The sequence below is a fragment of the Paenibacillus radicis (ex Gao et al. 2016) genome, from assembly GCF_014641555.1.
Taxonomy (GTDB): domain Bacteria; phylum Bacillota; class Bacilli; order Paenibacillales; family Paenibacillaceae; genus Pristimantibacillus; species Pristimantibacillus radicis.
On record NZ_BMHY01000012.1, the window covers coordinates 82,989 to 100,951 of the forward strand.

Sequence of the window (17,963 nt, forward strand, 5' to 3'; positions counted from 1 at the left end):
AACACATTCATCAATTCCGACACATTACGCGTAGTAACCCCTTCAAATGAAGCGCATAAAGCAATGAGAGAGGTGAAAACCTCTCTTTTTTTATAAATACTGTCGAATTTCAGGATTACATGCTGCGTTACATATTATGAATTGACAATTGTTGACCGATATAAAATAATAGGGTTATATAACCATACATAATAGGGTGAAAGAACTAACCGCAAATGAGGTCTCTATCATCAATTGCACACAACGACAATCGTACAAAGGCGGTGTCTTCCATTGAAAAATATGGGGAAGAAGAACAAAGAAAAAAATACGACTTCTACCAGCAGTTTGAAAGCGCAAACATTAGGGGACAAGGGGGCAAGCCTTGCCAAGTCCAGTCTCAACGCACTGAAGGAGACAAAGCTGACGAGTCCTGTAAAATCGGTAGGGATGAAGCTGTTTTTCATTATTTTTATCAGCATCATCGCGTGCGTACTTGCCGTGGGACAATTGGCCTACTCGCAATCGAAGAAAATTGTAGAACGCAAGGTGTCAGAAGCGAGTTATCAGACGATCGTTCAAGCAACTGATAATTTAAATACGATTTTCAAAACGTACGAAGACATCTCGATGCAAATTTTGATCGACAAGGATTTCCATAAGCTTGCCGAAAAAATAGCGGACAGCAAGGATGATTACACGACGTTTGAAGGCGTTAAGGAGCTTGGGGATAAGCTGCAAAATTACGTAATGGGCAATGACGCGATTCTAGGCGTATATTTATTCCCGGTAGATCCGAAGGTAAAACTTGTAACAGCAGGAAGTGCAAGCGCTTCAGCTGCGGAAGCTATGGTCGACAGTGAATGGTTCAAAGCGATACAAGAGCAGAAAGGAAGAACGTATTGGGTTGAGACGCAGCCCGGCGGCTTCGGTACAGGCGACAAGCAGGCGACAATTGGCTTAGGGCGTCTAATGAATGACAGCAACTTGAGCAAAGCCCGCTATATGATTTTGCTTGAAATCAGCCTCGACCGTATTCAAGAGCAGTATCGGGATATTCAGCTTGGCGAAGGCAGCCAAATCTCGATTGTAGATGAGAACAACAATTATATTGCAAACAGCGATGCCAGCTTGATCGGCAAACCGCAAAATATTAAGTTGCCTGAGACGGAAAATGACTCGTTGAAATTGAAGTCAACGTCAGGAGAAGATGTACTGGCTGCTTACGCACAATTTAAATCGATGAATTGGAAGCTGGTCGGGACGATCCCAGTGAAAGAACTCGTCAAAGATGCTGCAATTATTAATAAAATGACTTGGATCACCGTCGGACTTGCTGCATTACTCGCTATCGCGATTGGCTTGCTCGTGATCCGTACGATTGCAATTCCGTTAGTTCAGCTGCGAAATCTGATGAACGAAGGGGAAAGAGGCAATCTGACCGTTCGTTCCGCGTTTAAGAAACGTCAAGACGAGATTGGCCAGCTCGGTGAGAGCTTTAATAAAATGATGACTCAAATTACAGCACTCGCGAAGCAAACGACACTGTCGGCGGAAGAGGTTCTTGCTACGGCAAGTGAACTAACCGATGCGTCGAAAAAGACCGCTATATCTGCAAGAGAGATTTCGGTTGCAACGGAGGAAATTGCGAACGGTGCAAGCAGCCTTGCTGTTGAGGCCGAAAGAGGAAGCGACCTCACCGGCAACATCAATATGCAAATGCGCACTGTAATGGACGCGAACGGAGAAATGGTGGAATCCGCTGGAGATGTGGAGAAAGCCAGTCAGCAAGGTACGGCTTATATGGGCGTTCTCATTGAGAAAACCGGAATGACAGAGGAAATGACCCGTTCGATGGTCGAGAAGGTTGACAGTCTGAAAGAAAGTACAGGCTCCATTGTAAAAATTCTCGACGTGCTGAACAACTTGACGAAACAGACGAATATTCTTTCTCTCAATGCTACGATTGAAGCGGCCCGCGCAGGTGCGGCTGGCAAAGGCTTCATGGTGGTTGCAGACGAGATTCGCAAGCTAGCTGATCAATCGCGTCAATCGATCGATATCGTGGCTCAGATTACTGAAAGAATCAGCGGCGAAATCGAGGAAACTGTTCAAGTGCTGTCCGAAGCGTATCCTTTGTTCCAAGAACAGATCGGTTCTGTTAAGGAAGCAAACCAAATCTTCTTGACTGTACAGAGCCAGATGGGGCAATTTGTTCAAAAGCTTGATTCCGTCACCGGATCGATCGGTATGCTGGATCAATCGCAATCCGTACTTAGCGAAGCGATGACGAATGTCAGCGCCGTTGCCCAGCAGTCGTCGGCTACATCGGAAGAAGTGGCGTCTCTAAGTACAGAACAGCTTAGCATTAGTAATGGCTTGGTTAACTTGTCCGAGCGTCTGGACAGCGTATCCCGCCAACTGAAAGATTCGCTTGCGAAATTTAAAATCGATTAAAAGAGCCCTTATATGATTACAGCCGTCCAGCCAGTTGGTTGGACGGTTTTTTTATGTGCAGACAAGGCGATACTGCATTTATAAGCATGATGCAGGATAGAAGCGGAGGATGCAGCGATGGCTCGGCGTGCGGCAATAGTGGCAATACTGCTTACAATGGTGATGGGACTATATATCATTCGATTGGCTTGGATTCAACTTGCGCCAGGCCCGCAGCATGTGTCTGCTGCAGCTGCTGCAGCAGCAAGGGGGAATTGGAAGCGTATGTCTGTCGTCCAGCGGCAGCGGAGCTTGGTGCTGGATACGGGGAGAGGTGACTTTCTCGATCGCAGCGGCGAAGCTATAACCGGGGAGACGTATACGACGTTGGCTCTGTTCCCGATCGTCGCAAGCTCACGAGGAGCTGAACCGGAGCTGCAGAAGCTTGCGAAACTGCTGGATGTCTCCGTAGCGGAATTGAGCGCAAGGTGGGACAGGCTGCGTGAGCCTGCTTTTTGGAGGCATACCGATGGCAAAGGGAATCCGCTCCGCTTAACTGAGCAGCAAGTGCAGCAGTTATCCCAGCTCAAGCTGCAAGGTATTAAAGCACTGCCGTACCGAAACCGATATATCGAAGGACATTTTCCGAAGCAAGCGATTGGCTATACAAGCCAGCATCCTGAATGGCTGGAGACTGCATATCCGCAGGAGCTGGCGAGCGGCAAGCGTAAGCTGACGGATCAAGTAGGCGGCTCCGGTCTGGAAAAGTCTCTGGATAAATTAATCCGGGGGATTGGAGCTACTTCGGTATCTTATTTTATGGACAGCCGCTTTCAGCCGCTTAAAGGGTTGGATTTGCGCGTGACGGAGCCTGGCAATAGCTATTATCCGCTGCAAGTCGATACGACGCTTGATCTGGAATTGCAGAATCGGATTGAAGCTTATGCGGATGCGCAAGGGCTCAAAGAAGGGGCAATCGTAGTGCTGGATGCACAAAGCGCCGATATTGTGGCGATGGTATCTAGACCTGCTATGAAGTCGACGGAGCGCTTAAGCGAGGAGAACAGCAAGGCACTGATTAATCATGCGCTTATTGCCGTTCCTCCAGGCTCGGTCTTCAAGCTAGTGACGGAGGCTGCGGCGCTGGAAGCAGGAGTAGCATGGGAAAATGAGAAATTCACCTGCAACGGTGAATATGGCAAATACGGCCTTAGCTGCTGGAAAAAAGGCGGGCACGGCCATCTGACACTCCGTGAGGGCTTGGCCCAATCATGCAATATCGCCTTCGCAACGATTGCTGAGCGTTTAAGCGCGGAGCAATTCGAGCATACAGCGGCCGCGCTAGGCATTGCGCGGCAAGTGGGCTGGCATGCGGAAAAGCCGTTTGGGCCATTCCGCGAGCCGCTTCGTCTGCTCGGCGAGGAAGAAGCCGGGCAGCTGTTCGTTCGCCGCAGCACTGCGGACGGCGAACAAAAACGCCTCGTCATCGACGGAGGCGTTATGGCGCAAAGCGCTATTGGACAGCGTGACGTATTAATGACGCCGCTTCAGGCGGCGAACTTAGTCGTCACGCTATTGAATGGAGGGCGCGTGCTAGAGCCGCGCCTTGTGAGTGAGATCCGCTATGCCAACGGCCAGCGGATGGCGAAGCTTGCCGCGAAGCGGGCAGACGATGGGGGTGCCGGCCGGATTCACCCGGCTACCGCACGCGTGCTGCTTCGCGGAATGGAGGCGGTCGTTGACCATGGCACCGGTCAATCGATCCGCCAAGGAATTTGGACCGTGGCCGGGAAATCCGGCACGGCCGATGTGCTGCGAGTTGGTGCGCCAAGCGTTCACCAGTGGTTCACAGGCTACGGACCGGCGAAGTCGCCGCGTTATGCTGTTGCGGTGCTCTCGAAATATCGGCCGCCGGGAAGCTCAAATGAGGCGACCAAGCTTTTCCGCGGCGTTATGGACCTAATCGCCAAGATTGAGTCGGAGCATGAAAAGAACGTATAGCCGATGATAGTTAAGCCGTCTTACTCAGTTGGCTTTGGACCTGGAGGCGGCTCCGGTACGGGAGATACCAGGTCGAATTCATCCTGCGGCGTTCGAATCCAACGATGGAAGAAGCCTTGGTCATAAAGGGCTTTAATTAAAATGATCAGAATCGGCGATAAAATAACGCCTGCGATGCCAAACAGCTTGAGCGAAATAATCATGAAGGCAAGCATCGTGAAGGCAGAGACGCCAAGTGTATCGCCTGTTATTTTCGGCTCAAGAATTTGACGGGCTAGTACAACAACCAAGAACAGCACGGAAACCCAAATGGCCAATGAAGTTTGTCCCACAATGAATAAATAAATGATCCAAGGAATAAAGATCGTACCGACACCGAGAAGCGGCAAAATATCGAAAATCGCGGCGATGACAGATATCATTAGCGCATTATTGACGCCAAGCAGAAGCAAGGATACGAAAATAACAATAAATGTTATGCTGATCATTTTAGCCTGAGCTTTAATATATCCGGCAATGCCTTTGAATACATTTTCTCTAAGAAAGAAAAATGCTTTTTTGAACGTGTTTGGCGTTTTTTCATTCGCTGTTTTTTTCCACATTTTAATTTCAATGCTAAGGAAATAAGCGAGAACAACGCCGATGATCAGATTGAATAAAAAGGTGGAGAAGGAGGTAACGTAGCCGTAAAGACTCATGAACACCGTTTGAATGAGCTTCGGCAGTTTTTCGGTAGCGCTGCTTATGTATTCCGTAATTTTGACTACCCAGTCCTGTGGCAATGCTTCAATTCGCCCTTGCAAAAGACCGGTATTGCTGGCGATTTGATTTTCCAGTATTCTCTGATATTCAGGAAGCTTGTACTCAATGAAATCTTTCGTTTGATCCATTATGACATAGGCCAGTCCGGAAAAAGCGGCCAACGCGACGATGGAAAATAAAAGAATGGAGATGCCGGAGGCAATCGATTTTTTAATGCCAATTTTATTAAGTCGCTTCGCAAGCGGCTCGATGCACATATAAATAATGAACGAGAAAAAAATAGGGGTTGCGATTTTGTACAAATAACTAAATGTCAGCATCGTAAGGTAGACTGTCAATGCAATTAGCGCGATGTCAAATGCAGTTCGCCAATATTTCTTGTAAAATGGCAGCATGAGCTTAACTCCTTTGGTTTAGTGGATTCATATTTCCATAATGATTGTACTATAATTTTTAAACGACTGCCTATTTTAATGCCTATTTTCAAACACAGTATGTTACAATTAAACTTATCTGTGATTAACGTGGGTGCAATAACCGCGAGCTTTAAAAATTAATAAACGGTGGGGAATAATATGGAGAATTTGCTGCTTGGGGCACTTTACTTCTTGACGTTCTATGCTTTCCTCCCTGCATTCATTAGTCGTACTTTCGGGTTTCGTGTTTTCAAAAAAGGTCATGTAGAGCGGGAAATCGCGCTCACATTCGATGACGGTCCAGATCCCGAATATACGCCGAAGCTGCTGGATCTGCTTGCGAAATTCGATGCGAAAGCAACGTTTTTCGTCGTTGGCTCCCATGCAGAAGGACAGCCTGAGCTGCTCCGTCGGATGAAAGAGGAAGGCCATATTATCGGCATTCATAATTATGTTCATAAGTCGAATTGGCTTATGCGGCCCAAAACAGTGCGCAAGCAAATTGGCCTTACTTGTGATGTTATACGTGAGGCAACGGGTATCCGTTCCGGCTATTATCGGCCGCCTTGGGGAATCGTAAACGTATTCGATTTTGCAAGGCTGGGACATTATCAAATCGTGTTATGGTCCGCATTATTCGGAGATTGGAACGCGAAGCTGGGTGCTGAGAAGCTCAAGTCTAAAATGATGAAAAAGCTGCGCCCGGGTGAAGTTATTTTATTGCATGATTGCGGCAGAACGCCGGGGGCCGATCCTACTGCTCCAGCCAATATGCTTCTTGCGCTGGAAGCTTACCTGCAGGAAGGGACGAAACGAGGCTATCGGTTCGTTGGTGTGGATACGATGATTAAGCTTACGGAAGAATCCAAAGGCAAGAAGCAGCAGTCTTGGTGGAAACGCTCGCTGATTTCCATGTGGCTGCAGTACGAACGGGCTTTTCATTTTGTTTTCCGTTTGAAGCAGGTAGGGGAGAAAAACCCCGCCTTTCATTATCGAATCAAAAAATATAGCGGTCAATCTGTAGTGCTTGGCGGCAACGGCACGTTGGAAAAAGGTGATAAAATCGTCGAGCTGCATTTTGACAACCGCATGCTCTCGTCTATCGCTGCCAACTCCAAGTCGCCGGTCGTTACCGGCATTAAGATGTTGAGAGAAGTCGAGCATGCACTTCCTATGCTGGCCGATCAATTGGCGGAAGATCCGGAAGCAGAGAACGTCAGAGCCGTATACGGCGTTACGATGATACATCGCGGTGCCGACCGGTTAGGGTTCCATATTTTCCGGCTGCCGGACGGGCTATTCGCCCGCTCGACACGCATCTACTTACGCGTATTAATGAGGGTGCTGACTAAAAAGCAGAGCAATGAACGTGCCAGCGAGCGGAGAAGCGCTATCGATCCGCATATGCTGCTCATGCCGATTAATCATATGATGACCTATGCGACTAGAGGGACAGCACTCGTGCATGAAGGCGCGAGAAGCCTCTCCGACGCCGTAGAACGAACGATTCAGGCAGCTGTCGCGGAAGACCCTGCTCATGTCGGTGGAAGCACTTCGGTCATTTAATAGCAGACTAGACCTGCACGGCGGTGTTTTATCCGCTTCTTGGCAGGTCTTTTTCTTTGTGCACAGGTCTGTGGTCGCTACAAGCCCCGGGTTCGCTGCGCGTTTCGGTTCATGCTGCCGTTCTTGATTCCTTTGTCTCATCGCGTTCGCATGATAAATGGATAGAATCTTCAAAAAGTCAGCCTGAACTCGAAACGCTCCGCTCCCCCTGATTTTGCAACGAAGTCCTTGTACTAGCTTCCGGGTTCGCTGCGCGTTTCGGTTCATGCTGCCATTCTTGTATACTAATTAAAGTCCAACAGCAGAAATTTAAGTAATTAAACTTATCTTTCAGTACGTTGACTATTCAAAATGTAAAAGTGCAGGCTGTTGGCCGGTTTTTCGACGATTTATGGCTTCAAAATGCAAATGTGCAGGTTGATCAGTCTAAAAAGCTTTGGAACGGCCAAATGGAGCGGTTTCAAATGCACTTTTACATTTTGATAGCTGTTTTGGGCCATTTTGAGGGTAATCAACATGCACTTTTACATTTTGTGCTGTCTAAACAGCCTCGAAAGCATCGAAGCCGCGAGTTGACAGCATCAGTTGTGAAGAAATTTATGAGGCTTATGGGGATATAGAAACCGCACCGTGCAACGGGAAAGGCGTGGTACGGAAGAGATTAGGTATACAAACTTCATAAATTCTTTCGTTTTTGTACCAGCCCTTCTTCATTTGCGTCCTGTAGTATGTCTCTCATCGGGACAACAAAGGAGCAAATCAAATGAAGAAGACAATCATGTTAAGCATAGTAATCGCCATGACGGCAGGAATGATCTGGTTCAGCTGGGGACTTGTTTGGTCAGAGGGTCAGCACCAGCAGGTTTCTGCAGCCGGCACCAGCGCCTGGGAGAATAATAGACTTATTGCACATGCACTTGGCGGAGTCGAAGGCGCTAGCTATACAAATTCTTATGAGGCATTTATAACCAATTACACTAGAGGGTATCGTTTGTTCGAAGTTGATCTTGTTCAAACGACGGATGGGGAGCTTGTAGCCAGACATGATTGGTCGCACAGGCTGCAGCCGGATTTGGCTGCTCATCGCGGGCGAGACGTAACAAAGCTTCAGTTTGCAAACTCGCTAATAATGGGCAAATTCCATCCGCTTACACTGCCGGATATCTTGCAGCTAATGCAGCAATATCGTGATTTTAATCTAGTCTTGGATACAAAGGCAGGCAGTAAAGAGCAAATTCAGCAGCAGTTTACGCATTTAGTCAATGAGGCGCGCCGTACGGATCCTGCACTGCTCAACCGGATGATACCTGAAATTTTCAGCCCGGAAATGTATGACATGGTAATGGGAATCTATCCCTTTCCGAACAAGATGTATTCCCTTTACAAAACCGGCGCCTCCGCCAAAAGTATTGTGGAGTTTGCAAGAGACAAGCATCTGACAGCCGTCGCTATGCCTGAATATCGTGTGTTTATCAATCCTAATTTAGTTCCAGAACTAAATAAGCTTGGAGTAAAAAGCTATGTTCACACCGTCAACAGCAGATCGGCTATGCAACTGTTGAACAGCCTCGGAGTACATGGATTTTACACGGATCAGGAAAAAACACCGGAGGAACTGATGGTTGCAGTAGCCTCCCCCGACCGTTTAGGCATTTCAGGATACATTAGTTCCCGATTGGCAAGTATAAGCAATATCGTAATGAAGGTGAGAAATAATGGCTAAAAATAATATTCTTGTTGTAGACGATGAACCGGAAATTCGAGAAGCGCTCGTTATTTATTTGAAAAGTGATGAAGTGGATGTATTTACAGCCTCCAACGGGCTCGAGGCACTCCAGATCCTTGAACAGGAAACCATTCATCTCATTCTCATGGACGTCATGATGCCGCAGCTTGATGGAATCAAGACGACCTTTAAAATTCGTGAAAATAAAAATATACCGATCATTATGCTTTCCGCCAAGTCGGAAGATGGCGACAAGATTTTGGGTCTCAATGTTGGAGCCGATGATTATATAACGAAGCCATTCAATCCTCTGGAGTTAGTCGCTAGAGTCCGTTCTCAGCTGCGCCGATTTACGAATTTAGGCTCCTTCCAGTCGAGTGATGAAGAGATTATTCAAGTAAGAGGACTCGTGCTGAACAAAAGCTCAAAAATTGTTGAGGTAGATGGGGAGGACGTCAGACTGACCCCGAAGGAATACAAAATTTTGGAGCTGCTGATGGAGAACAAGGGCAGAGTTTTCTCGATTGAAGAGATTTATGAGCGCGTGTGGAATGAACCGATCTTTGCTTCAGAGAATACGGTTGCCGTACATGTGAGAAATATTCGCGAAAAAATTGAGATCAATCCCAAAGACCCAAAATATTTAAAGGTGGTATGGGGAATTGGATACAAAATTGAGAAGAAGTAAAATAGACCGGGAGGCTCGAATCGACCTTCTCGTTCTAATTGTCGCCGTTATATTATGGAGCGTTGTGCTGGCAGACATGTATTTATACGTGCCAGGACTGAGTTTGGGTTTGGGGTTTTCAATTTCAAGCTTCATTCAGAAACTGCTTGCGTTTATTATTCTTGGCTTGCTGGCAGGCAGACTATTTCTTTATATGAAAAAGCCCTTTAATGAGCGTTCCTTCTGGCACGGCAGCGTACTGATCCCTTACTTTCATCTTTGGAGAACCGGCAGTAGAACCAGTCTGCAAAACAGAAGGATAACGCTAGCCCTCATCATCCTATTCTTGCTCACTGCAATAGCCGGAATTTGTGCTTGGCTTATAGCCACAACCTATTCCTGGTATGAACAGAGCTGGCTCGTTCTTTACGAACTGCTGTATGTGCTGTTCGTTGTTCCCTATGGACTTTCCAAGCTTAGACGTTTCATTGTCATTCTCAACGGAAGCCGAGAAATTTCTGAAGGGAATATTAACAATACGATTCAGGATACCGGCAACGATGCGCTATCCCAGCTTGCTGGCTATATTAACAATATGAAAGCCGGGTATCAAAGCGCGCTGGAAAACCAAATGAAGAGCGAGCGGTTAAAGACAGAGTTGATTACGAACGTATCGCATGATTTGAAGACCCCGCTAACTTCTATTATCAACTACGTCGATTTTTTGAAAAAAGAAGATCTCTCTCCGGAGACAGCCCGAGCTTATATTGAAACCCTCGACCGCAAGGCGTACCGGCTGAAGCTGCTGATTGAAGACCTGTTCGATATTTCAAAAATGGCCAGCGGCACAGTAGAACTGGATATTGAGTATATCGATGTTGCAACTTTATTGACACAGGCGATTGCCGAGTCCAACACCAATATGGGACAAGCTTCGCTCGTCATTCGGGAGAGAATCGCGAAATTCCCGATTCATGCGCAATTGGACGGCAATAAAATTTGGCGTGTATTCGAGAATTTAATTGGCAATGCGCAGAAATATTCGCTTCCTGGAACCCGAATCTACATTTATTTGGACGAATCGGATGATCAGGTATTATTCAAAATACAAAACACAGCTGTCTATGAGATTGATTTTGCTGCAGAGGAGCTGTTTGAGCGCTTCAAAAGAGCAGATGAATCCCGTCGGACCGAAGGCTCCGGACTAGGGCTGGCCATTGTAAAAAGCATCGTTGAACTGCATGGGGGAGAAATCAGAGTCGAGGTCCACGGTGATCAATTTAACGTTATTGTACATTTACCCAAGCAGCGTTTCATTTAATGTTATAAACAAAAAGAGAAACCCGGCTTTTTGAAAAACGCGGGTTTCTCTTTAATTTGACCAAACTACATTTTCATAACGCCGCCAGTGCTGGCGTTCGTTACGAGATGCGAGTAACGCGCAAGGTAGCCGCGTTTGATTTTTGGTTCGAAGCCAGGCCATGCGGCGCGGCGTTTCTCGAACTCTTCGTCGCTGATGAGAAGGTTCATCGCACGGTTGTTCATGTCCAGCTCGATGATGTCGCCGTCTTGTACGAAAGCGATTGGGCCGCCTTCAGCTGCTTCAGGCGATACGTGACCGATGCTGATGCCGCGGGATGCGCCGGAGAAACGGCCGTCCGTTACGAGACCAACCTTCGTGCCAAGGCCCATACCGACGATTTGCGAAGTTGGAGCCAGCATCTCAGGCATGCCAGGGCCGCCTTTTGGTCCTTCATAGCGGATAACGACAACATGTCCTTCTTTTACTTTGCCAGTAGCGATACCGGCAAGTGCATCGTCTTGCGAGTCGAAGCAGATAGCAGGACCTTTATGGTAGCCGCCCACTTCTTTGTCGACAGCGCCGACTTTAATGATGGAGCCGCGTGGAGCCAGGTTGCCGAAGAGAACAGCCAGACCGCCGCGTTCGCTGTGCGGATCGTCGATCGGATGGAGAACATCCTTATCGAGAATTTCGCAGCCGGCAACGTTCTCGCGAAGCGTTTTACCCGTTACGGTCATCATATCGCCATTCAAAGCGCCTTCTTTTTTGAACAATTCATTAATGATTGCACTTACGCCGCCTGCATTATGAACGTCTTCAATATGATAATCGGATGCTGGAGCGATTTTAGCCAAATGCGGCACGCGCTCAGCTACTTCGTTAATGCGTTCGATCGGATATTCGATACCTGCTTCATGAGCGATAGCAAGCGTATGAAGAACGGTATTTGTCGATCCGCCCATAGCCATATCAAGAGCAAAAGCGTTGTCGATCGATTCTTTTTTCACGATGTCGCGTGGCTTCAGGTCAAGCTCGATCAGCTTCATCAATTGACGAGCCGATTGTTTAACGAACTCTCTGCGTTCCGGCGATACAGCCAGAATCGTGCCGTTGCCTGGCAGCGCAAGGCCAAGTCCTTCTGCAAGGCAGTTCATCGAGTTGGCGGTGAACATGCCAGAACAGGAGCCGCAAGTCGGACAGCCGTATTGTTCAAGCTCAAGCAGTGATTGGTCGTCGATTTTGCCGGCCATGTGTGCGCCAACGCCTTCGAATACCGACGTAAGCGAGATTGCGCGTCCGTCTTTCGTACGTCCAGCTTTCATTGGGCCGCCGCTGACCATAATGGTCGGAATGTTGACGCGAAGCGCGCCCATGATCATGCCCGGTGTAATTTTGTCACAGTTTGGAATACATACCATGCCGTCGAACCAGTGCGCGTTAACGACTGTCTCAACCGAATCCGCAATAATTTCGCGGCTTGCAAGTGAATAACGCATGCCGATATGGCCCATTGCGATGCCGTCGTCGACGCCGATTGTGTTGAATTCGAAAGGTACGCCGCCAGCTTCGCGAATCGCTTCTTTTACGAGCTTGCCGAATTCTTGAAGATGGACGTGACCTGGAACAATATCAATATAAGAGTTGCAGACCGCGATAAACGGTTTGCCGAAATCTTCTTCCTTTACGCCTGCAGCACGCAAAAGACTGCGGTGAGGTGCGCGGTCGAAACCTTTAGTAATCATGTCGGAACGCATTTTTTTTGGCGCCATGTGAGACCCTCCCATATAAATGTCGATACCCCTCAGTTTATCACAATGGACAACCGTTGGCTAGCGATGTGAACGGTTTCCAGAGTGTTTCCAGAGCCGGATAAACCTTAAGAAAGATTGAAATTTGTCATAATATTTCTGAATAATTCCAACTATGGAGGACGGCGGGCAATACTATCCTGTATAGTAAAACCAGCAAGGAATTGCGAACAGGAGGACAAGCACGATGAGCAGGCGGGTATTAATTGTAGACGATGAGCGGGAGATTGCGGAGCTGATCGAAATTTATTTGCGCAATGAAGGCTATGAGACGGAAATTGCGTTTGACGGCGAGCAAGCGCTTGAGGCCTATGGCAAGGCTGCGTTCGATTTGGTCATTCTCGACATTATGATGCCGAAGATGGACGGTTTGGAAGTATGCCGCAGACTAAGACGGGATCATGCGGTTCCGATTCTAATGGTTAGTGCCAAAGCCGAAGATATGGACAAAATTATGGGGCTGATGACTGGCGCCGATGACTATATGATTAAACCTTTTAACCCCTTGGAGCTGATCGCCCGTGTCCGTTCGTTAATTAGACGCTCCTACCAATATAATCCGGTAACAACTGTACAAAGTCAGGAGAGGGGAGGGCTTGTCCTGGGAGCGCTGACGATTGATAAAGCGAGTTACACCGCTGCGGTTGAAGGGAGAGCGCTGAGCTTAACCTCAACGGAGTTTGGTATCCTCTATTTGCTTGCGAGCAATCCCGGGAGAGTGTATAGTGCGGAGGAAATTTTCCAGCAGGTGTGGAAAGAGAAATACTTCGAATCCAATAACACGGTTATGGTCCATATCAGCAAGCTGCGGGATAAGCTGGAGCAGGAGCTCGGGGACAAGCTCATTGTAACCGTATGGGGAGTTGGCTATAAAATTGAAGGATAGAATCGCACTGCGGATGGTATGGCGGACGCTGATGCATCTGGCGATCAGCATTATTCTTGGTGTCATTAGCATGATTTTTTTAGTGGCTGGTTCTGAAATTTTGACTCGGGGCTCTAGTTTACGCAGGTTAATTCTTCGATTTGCTAATATTTTAGGAATACAGGAAACGACGTATGTAGGGGGCATTCTCCTCATACTCGCTTTTTTCTGTTTTTTCCAATGGCGGTCCTACCGCAATCTTGAGCAAATTGGGCACTCCGTCCGTTATATTTCCGAAGGTCATTTCGACGATGTGATCCGGGTAGCGCCTAGAAGCATATTCGGCAACTTAGCCAAGGACATGAATGTGCTGGTAGAGCGTCTTAAAAACTCTTTGGACGATGAGAGGCGCGCGGAGCAGACGAAAAACGAGCTGATTACGAACGTCTCCCATGATTTGCGAACGCCGCTTACCTCGGTTCTCGGTTACCTTGGTCTGGTGGAGCAGGATCGTTATCGTGATGAGGTGGAGCTGCGTCATTACGTGCAAATCGCTTACGAGAAGTCCCAGCGGCTGCATGTCTTGATCAATGATTTGTTCGAATACACGCGCATGCGCCATGATGCGATTCCGCTCCAGCAGGTGACGATGAGCCTGAAGGAGATGCTGGGCCAGCTGCTCGTTCAGTTTTTACCGGAGCTGCAGCAGGCTGAGATGGAAGGAAAGCTGTATGGCGACGATAAAGAGGTAACTATTTCGGGTGACCCGGGCAAGCTGGTACGCGTGTTCGAGAACTTGCTTTCCAATGCGATTGCTTACGGCAAGGAAGGGCGACGATTGGAAATTCGGCTCAGAAAAGCGGCAGGTTGGGCTTTGGTCGAGGTGACGAACTACGGAGAGACGATATCGGCGGCGGATCTTCCTCATTTATTCGACCGGTTTTACCGGGTGGATAAGTCGAGGACGGAGAAGTCGGGCGGTTCAGGGCTTGGCCTCGCTATTGCCAAAGGCATTGTCGAAAAACATGGCGGCGAGATTAGCGTGACGAGCGAGTCATCGGTGACGACTTTTAGAGTAAAGCTGCCTGCGCTGGATTAGGGCGTGTCTGAAAACTCGTTCCGTTTGCTTGACGTACCCCCGGGTACGCCTTCACAAACGCGCCTTGCATGGAACGAAAATTCGGCAAAATTTGCTGCCCTCAGAGTTCTCAGACGCACCCTAGTTTAAGACAATTTTAAGTTTTAATTATGATTTTGTTACATCCCCCTTAAAATGCCCCTCCTACAATAGGAGAAGAAGAAACGGCATAGAGAGGGGATTTTTTTATGAACAGAGCTACGAAAATGAATCGGAAAGCAGCAGGTTTATTTTTATTATTAGCGGGGATTACGGTATTTGGTCTGGCCGGCTCCGAATGGTATAGCAATCCGGTACAGTCGAAAAAATCACTGAATATCGCCGCAGAGGCTGCCATATTGTTAGATGCGGAAACAGGCAAGATCGTCTACGAAAAAAATGCAAATGCTGCGCTGCCGCCTGCCAGCATGTCGAAAATGATGACGGAGCTGCTCGTTCTCGATTACGTGAACGATGGGCTTCTAAAATGGGGCGATACGGTCAAGACGAGCCGGTACGCTGCGGAAGCGCCGGGTGCACAGATCGGATTCGGCCCTGGCGAGAGCTGGACAGTCAGGGAGCTGTTCGAAGCGACGACTATTCATTCCGCGAATGATGCTGCAATTGCGCTAGCGGAGCATATCGGCGGTTCGGAGAAGGAATTTGTTCAGCTCATGAACAAAAGGAGTAAACAGATCGGATTGTCCGATAAAGCGGTATTCGGCAACTCGACGGGATTAAGCATGACGGATTTAGCTGCTTTCCCGGAAGCGTCCGCTTCGCAAGAGACGGAACTGACAGCCAAGGATACAGCCAAGCTCGCTTACTATTTGATCGGCAAATATCCGGAGGTGCTGGAGGTAACAGCTAGAGACAGCGTAAAGCTGACCAGCTCCGATGCCAGACTTCAGACGACGAATATGATGCTCTCAGGCAAGCCTTTCGCTTATCCGGGCAATGACGGCTTGAAAACCGGCTATACGGAGCGGGCTGGCTATTGTTTTACCGGTACGGCAAAGGTTGACGGCAAACGGCTTATTACGGTTGTCATGGGGGCAGGCACAGCGGACGCCCGGTTCGAGGAGACGCAAAAGCTATTGGAGTACGGGTTTTTATAACAGAAAATGGAGTGAGAAGAACAATATCGGTGTGAGGAGATTTGAATCTTTATTTCAAAGTTAATTAGCAATTTAATAATAGTTATTATAATCAGCTGCTGGAGAAAATTTTTCTCATTGCGGCTTTTTAATTTCGTTATTTTTTTGGGAAAATAAAGGGTTAAATATTTTATAATATTGGTTTAAAATAAACTCTAACATTCAAGTTTTTAGAAATGATCTATGAAAAATAGTAAGGAGTGTTCAAATGTTTTCAAAGAAGCTGATATTCTTATTTAGTACGGTGTTAATTTGTATGTTCATTGTTATTTCTGTACCTAGCGCCTGGGCAGAAACATCAAAATCTATAAAAACAGGAGATAAATATATTTATAATGATAATGGATTTTTGGAATATATACATCTTAGAAATGGGAAATTCTTAAGTAATAGCTATGACAATAATGGGAATACAATCTCTAAGCGAATACTGGAAATGGAACCAAAACAGAGCCTGTTAATTAATGGTGACAAGGTAATTCAATTGCCAAATTTGAATGTGAATAAAGATGTGAATGGAATGAATACAGTAGAGTTTTGGATGATGTGGGATGGAACAGAAGTTGTCATGCCATTTGCGTGGAACCCGGGATATAGTCTTTATTTTGCATATGGATCCTTCGGATTCAGTGTTTTTAACGGTGATATTTTTGGCGTGCCTTCTAATTTACTAAAAGATAAATGGGTGCATGTTAATGCTGTTTTTTATAATGGCAGTTTGGAAAACTGTGAACTTTATCTTGATGGAATTAAACAGGATTTGAAATGGATGACGACTAAGGGGAATGGGACAGGTAATATTACTAATTTCGCAAACGTTGGCGGATATGTAGGTGCTGACAATATAAATCGATATCTTTTTAAGGGAAAGTTGGCTAATGTAAGGATCTGGAATGGGAAAAGAACACAAGCTCAAATTCAGGAACACATGTACAAACCTGTTAAAAGAAGTGAGGTTCAGCCAATTGGCGAATGGTATGTGTGGGATACACCAAATATGTCACTTACTTATACAGGTAACAATGTCACGAAATTATCTAATTTACCCACCAATAGAGCGGTAGGTGGGAAAAACACAGTTGAATTTTGGATGAAATGGGACGGCAAGGAGGTTGAGATGCCGTTTGCATGGAATCCAGGGTACAATTTATATTTTTTAGATGGGTATTTTGGGTTCAATACTTTTAGTGGAGAAATATTAGGAGTTTCTTCAACTGATTTAAAGAATAAATGGGTACATATCACTGCAGTATTTTATAATGGAAAATTAGATCCTGTATACAATGAATTATATATAGACGGTGAGAAGCAAGAATTGAAATGGTTAGCAGGGACAAAGAAAGCAGAGGCGTTAGTTACTGATAAAGCAAATGTTGGAGGGTACGTTGGAGTAGATAAAGAGTATTATCAATTTCATGGGACAATTGCTAATTTACGTATTTGGAATTATGGATTAACAAAGGAACAGATAAAAGCATACCCATTTCGTACCATCTTGCCACAAGAGGATGGACTTATTGGTGAATGGCGATTAAGTGACAGCCCTGAAGTATTTTACAATTACGATGGTACAAAAACGAATAGCTATCGAAATATATTAGCAAATGGGGCACCAGGCAGTAAAAACACAGTGGAGTTTTGGATGAATTGGGATGGGAAGGAAATGGTTGTACCGTTTGGATGGAATCCTGGTTATAATCTCTATTTTATAAATGGATATTTTGGATTCAATACATTTAATGGTGATGTATTAAGTGTACCTTCGGCTTCTTTGAAAAATAGATGGGCCCATGTAACGGCAATTTTTTATAATGGAACTCTTGGTCCTTTAAATAACGAGTTATATATAGATGGGGTTAAACAAGAACTAAAATGGCGATATGGGGTCAATAACGGAACAGCAAATGTAACAAATACAGTAAATTTTGGTGGTTACGAAGGTGCAGATAAAGATTATTATCAATTTTCCGGAAAGTTAGCTAATTTACGTATATGGAATATTGCATTAACCCCTGAACAAATTCAAAACAATAGATATAAGACGCTTAAATCTTCAGAAAATGGATTAATTGGTGAATGGAATGTTAGAAATACTCAGTTTGATTTAAAATCCACATTAAATAATTGATTTATTCTTATTGTTAAACAACTTGTCATTTT

Annotated in this window: 12 protein-coding genes; 10 read left to right on the plus strand and 2 right to left on the minus strand. The window is 46.3% G+C overall.

The genetic code is table 11. The annotated features are described in order from the left end of the window. The first annotated feature begins 282 nt into the window (after window positions 1–282). Together IEX98_RS23525 and IEX98_RS23530 are read left to right on the plus strand one after the other, a co-directional pair. The gene (locus IEX98_RS23525; RefSeq protein WP_188892173.1) at window positions 283–2,436 is read left to right on the plus strand and encodes a methyl-accepting chemotaxis protein; all 2,154 of its coding nucleotides are present in this window, start codon (window positions 283–285) and stop codon (window positions 2,434–2,436) included. A 117-nt stretch (window positions 2,437–2,553) separates the two neighbouring features. Next, entirely contained in the window at window positions 2,554–4,416 is a 1,863-nt protein-coding gene (locus IEX98_RS23530; protein WP_188892107.1) for a peptidoglycan D,D-transpeptidase FtsI family protein, read from the plus strand. Window positions 4,417–4,436: 20 nt separating this feature from the next. Here the strand turns inward: IEX98_RS23530 and ytvI are convergent, their stop codons facing one another. Continuing rightward, on the minus strand, window positions 4,437–5,573 hold the full coding sequence (ytvI, locus tag IEX98_RS23535; RefSeq protein ID WP_188892109.1) for a sporulation integral membrane protein YtvI: 1,137 nt from the start codon (window positions 5,571–5,573) through the stop codon (window positions 4,437–4,439). Between the two features lie 180 nt (window positions 5,574–5,753). Here ytvI and IEX98_RS23540 point away from each other — a divergent pair, with 180 nt between their 5' ends. The 4 genes from IEX98_RS23540 to IEX98_RS23555 all read left to right on the plus strand — a co-directional run bounded on the left by IEX98_RS23540 (window position 5,754) and on the right by IEX98_RS23555 (window position 10,874). Further along, window positions 5,754–7,160: a polysaccharide deacetylase family protein gene (locus IEX98_RS23540; protein WP_188892110.1), complete on the plus strand. Its 1,407-nt coding sequence runs from the start codon at window positions 5,754–5,756 to the stop codon at window positions 7,158–7,160. Between the two features lie 763 nt (window positions 7,161–7,923). Then, window positions 7,924–8,883, plus strand: a complete 960-nt coding sequence (locus IEX98_RS23545; protein ID WP_188892112.1) for a phosphatidylinositol-specific phospholipase C/glycerophosphodiester phosphodiesterase family protein — start codon at window positions 7,924–7,926, stop codon at window positions 8,881–8,883. Then, complete coding sequence (locus IEX98_RS23550; RefSeq protein WP_188892114.1) at window positions 8,876–9,574, plus strand: response regulator transcription factor; 699 nt, start codon at window positions 8,876–8,878, stop codon at window positions 9,572–9,574. The genes IEX98_RS23545 and IEX98_RS23550 overlap by 8 nt, the downstream gene beginning before the upstream one ends. Continuing rightward, the gene (locus tag IEX98_RS23555) at window positions 9,549–10,874 is read left to right on the plus strand and encodes a sensor histidine kinase (RefSeq protein ID WP_188892116.1); all 1,326 of its coding nucleotides are present in this window, start codon (window positions 9,549–9,551) and stop codon (window positions 10,872–10,874) included. Before IEX98_RS23550 ends, IEX98_RS23555 begins: the two co-directional genes overlap by 26 nt. A gap of 65 nt (window positions 10,875–10,939) precedes the next feature. Here IEX98_RS23555 and ilvD read toward each other — a convergent pair whose 3' ends face one another. Then, window positions 10,940–12,625: a dihydroxy-acid dehydratase gene (ilvD, locus tag IEX98_RS23560; RefSeq protein ID WP_229692353.1), complete on the minus strand. Its 1,686-nt coding sequence runs from the start codon at window positions 12,623–12,625 to the stop codon at window positions 10,940–10,942. 226 nt (window positions 12,626–12,851) lie between these two features. Between ilvD and IEX98_RS23565 the strand changes: the two genes are divergently transcribed. The 4 genes from IEX98_RS23565 (at window position 12,852) to IEX98_RS23580 (ending at window position 17,931) form a co-directional block, all read left to right on the plus strand. Beyond that, a complete protein-coding gene (locus tag IEX98_RS23565; protein ID WP_188892118.1) occupies window positions 12,852–13,550 on the plus strand; it encodes a response regulator transcription factor in 699 nt (232 codons plus the stop codon). Next, complete coding sequence (locus tag IEX98_RS23570; RefSeq protein ID WP_229692354.1) at window positions 13,540–14,628, plus strand: sensor histidine kinase; 1,089 nt, start codon at window positions 13,540–13,542, stop codon at window positions 14,626–14,628. The genes IEX98_RS23565 and IEX98_RS23570 overlap by 11 nt, the downstream gene beginning before the upstream one ends. Window positions 14,629–14,855: 227 nt before the next feature. Further along, a complete protein-coding gene (locus tag IEX98_RS23575; RefSeq protein WP_229692355.1) occupies window positions 14,856–15,764 on the plus strand; it encodes a D-alanyl-D-alanine carboxypeptidase family protein in 909 nt (302 codons plus the stop codon). A gap of 247 nt (window positions 15,765–16,011) precedes the next feature. Then, entirely contained in the window at window positions 16,012–17,931 is a 1,920-nt protein-coding gene (locus tag IEX98_RS23580) for a LamG-like jellyroll fold domain-containing protein (protein WP_188892120.1), read from the plus strand. Window positions 17,932–17,963 lie beyond the last annotated feature (32 nt).

Bases quoted from the DNA above. Each gene is read 5' to 3' on its own strand.
- IEX98_RS23525 (WP_188892173.1), top strand. From the start codon at position 283: ATGGGGAAGAAGAACAAAGAAAAAAATACGACTTCTACCAGCAGTTTG.
- IEX98_RS23530 (WP_188892107.1), top strand. From the start codon at position 2,554: ATGGCTCGGCGTGCGGCAATAGTGGCAATACTGCTTACAATGGTGATG.
- ytvI (WP_188892109.1), bottom strand. From the start codon at position 5,573: ATGCTGCCATTTTACAAGAAATATTGGCGAACTGCATTTGACATCGCG.
- IEX98_RS23540 (WP_188892110.1), top strand. From the start codon at position 5,754: ATGGAGAATTTGCTGCTTGGGGCACTTTACTTCTTGACGTTCTATGCT.
- IEX98_RS23545 (WP_188892112.1), top strand. From the start codon at position 7,924: ATGAAGAAGACAATCATGTTAAGCATAGTAATCGCCATGACGGCAGGA.
- IEX98_RS23550 (WP_188892114.1), top strand. From the start codon at position 8,876: ATGGCTAAAAATAATATTCTTGTTGTAGACGATGAACCGGAAATTCGA.
- ilvD (WP_229692353.1), bottom strand. From the start codon at position 12,625: ATGGCGCCAAAAAAAATGCGTTCCGACATGATTACTAAAGGTTTCGAC.
- IEX98_RS23565 (WP_188892118.1), top strand. From the start codon at position 12,852: ATGAGCAGGCGGGTATTAATTGTAGACGATGAGCGGGAGATTGCGGAG.
- IEX98_RS23575 (WP_229692355.1), top strand. From the start codon at position 14,856: ATGAACAGAGCTACGAAAATGAATCGGAAAGCAGCAGGTTTATTTTTA.
- IEX98_RS23580 (WP_188892120.1), top strand. From the start codon at position 16,012: ATGTTTTCAAAGAAGCTGATATTCTTATTTAGTACGGTGTTAATTTGT.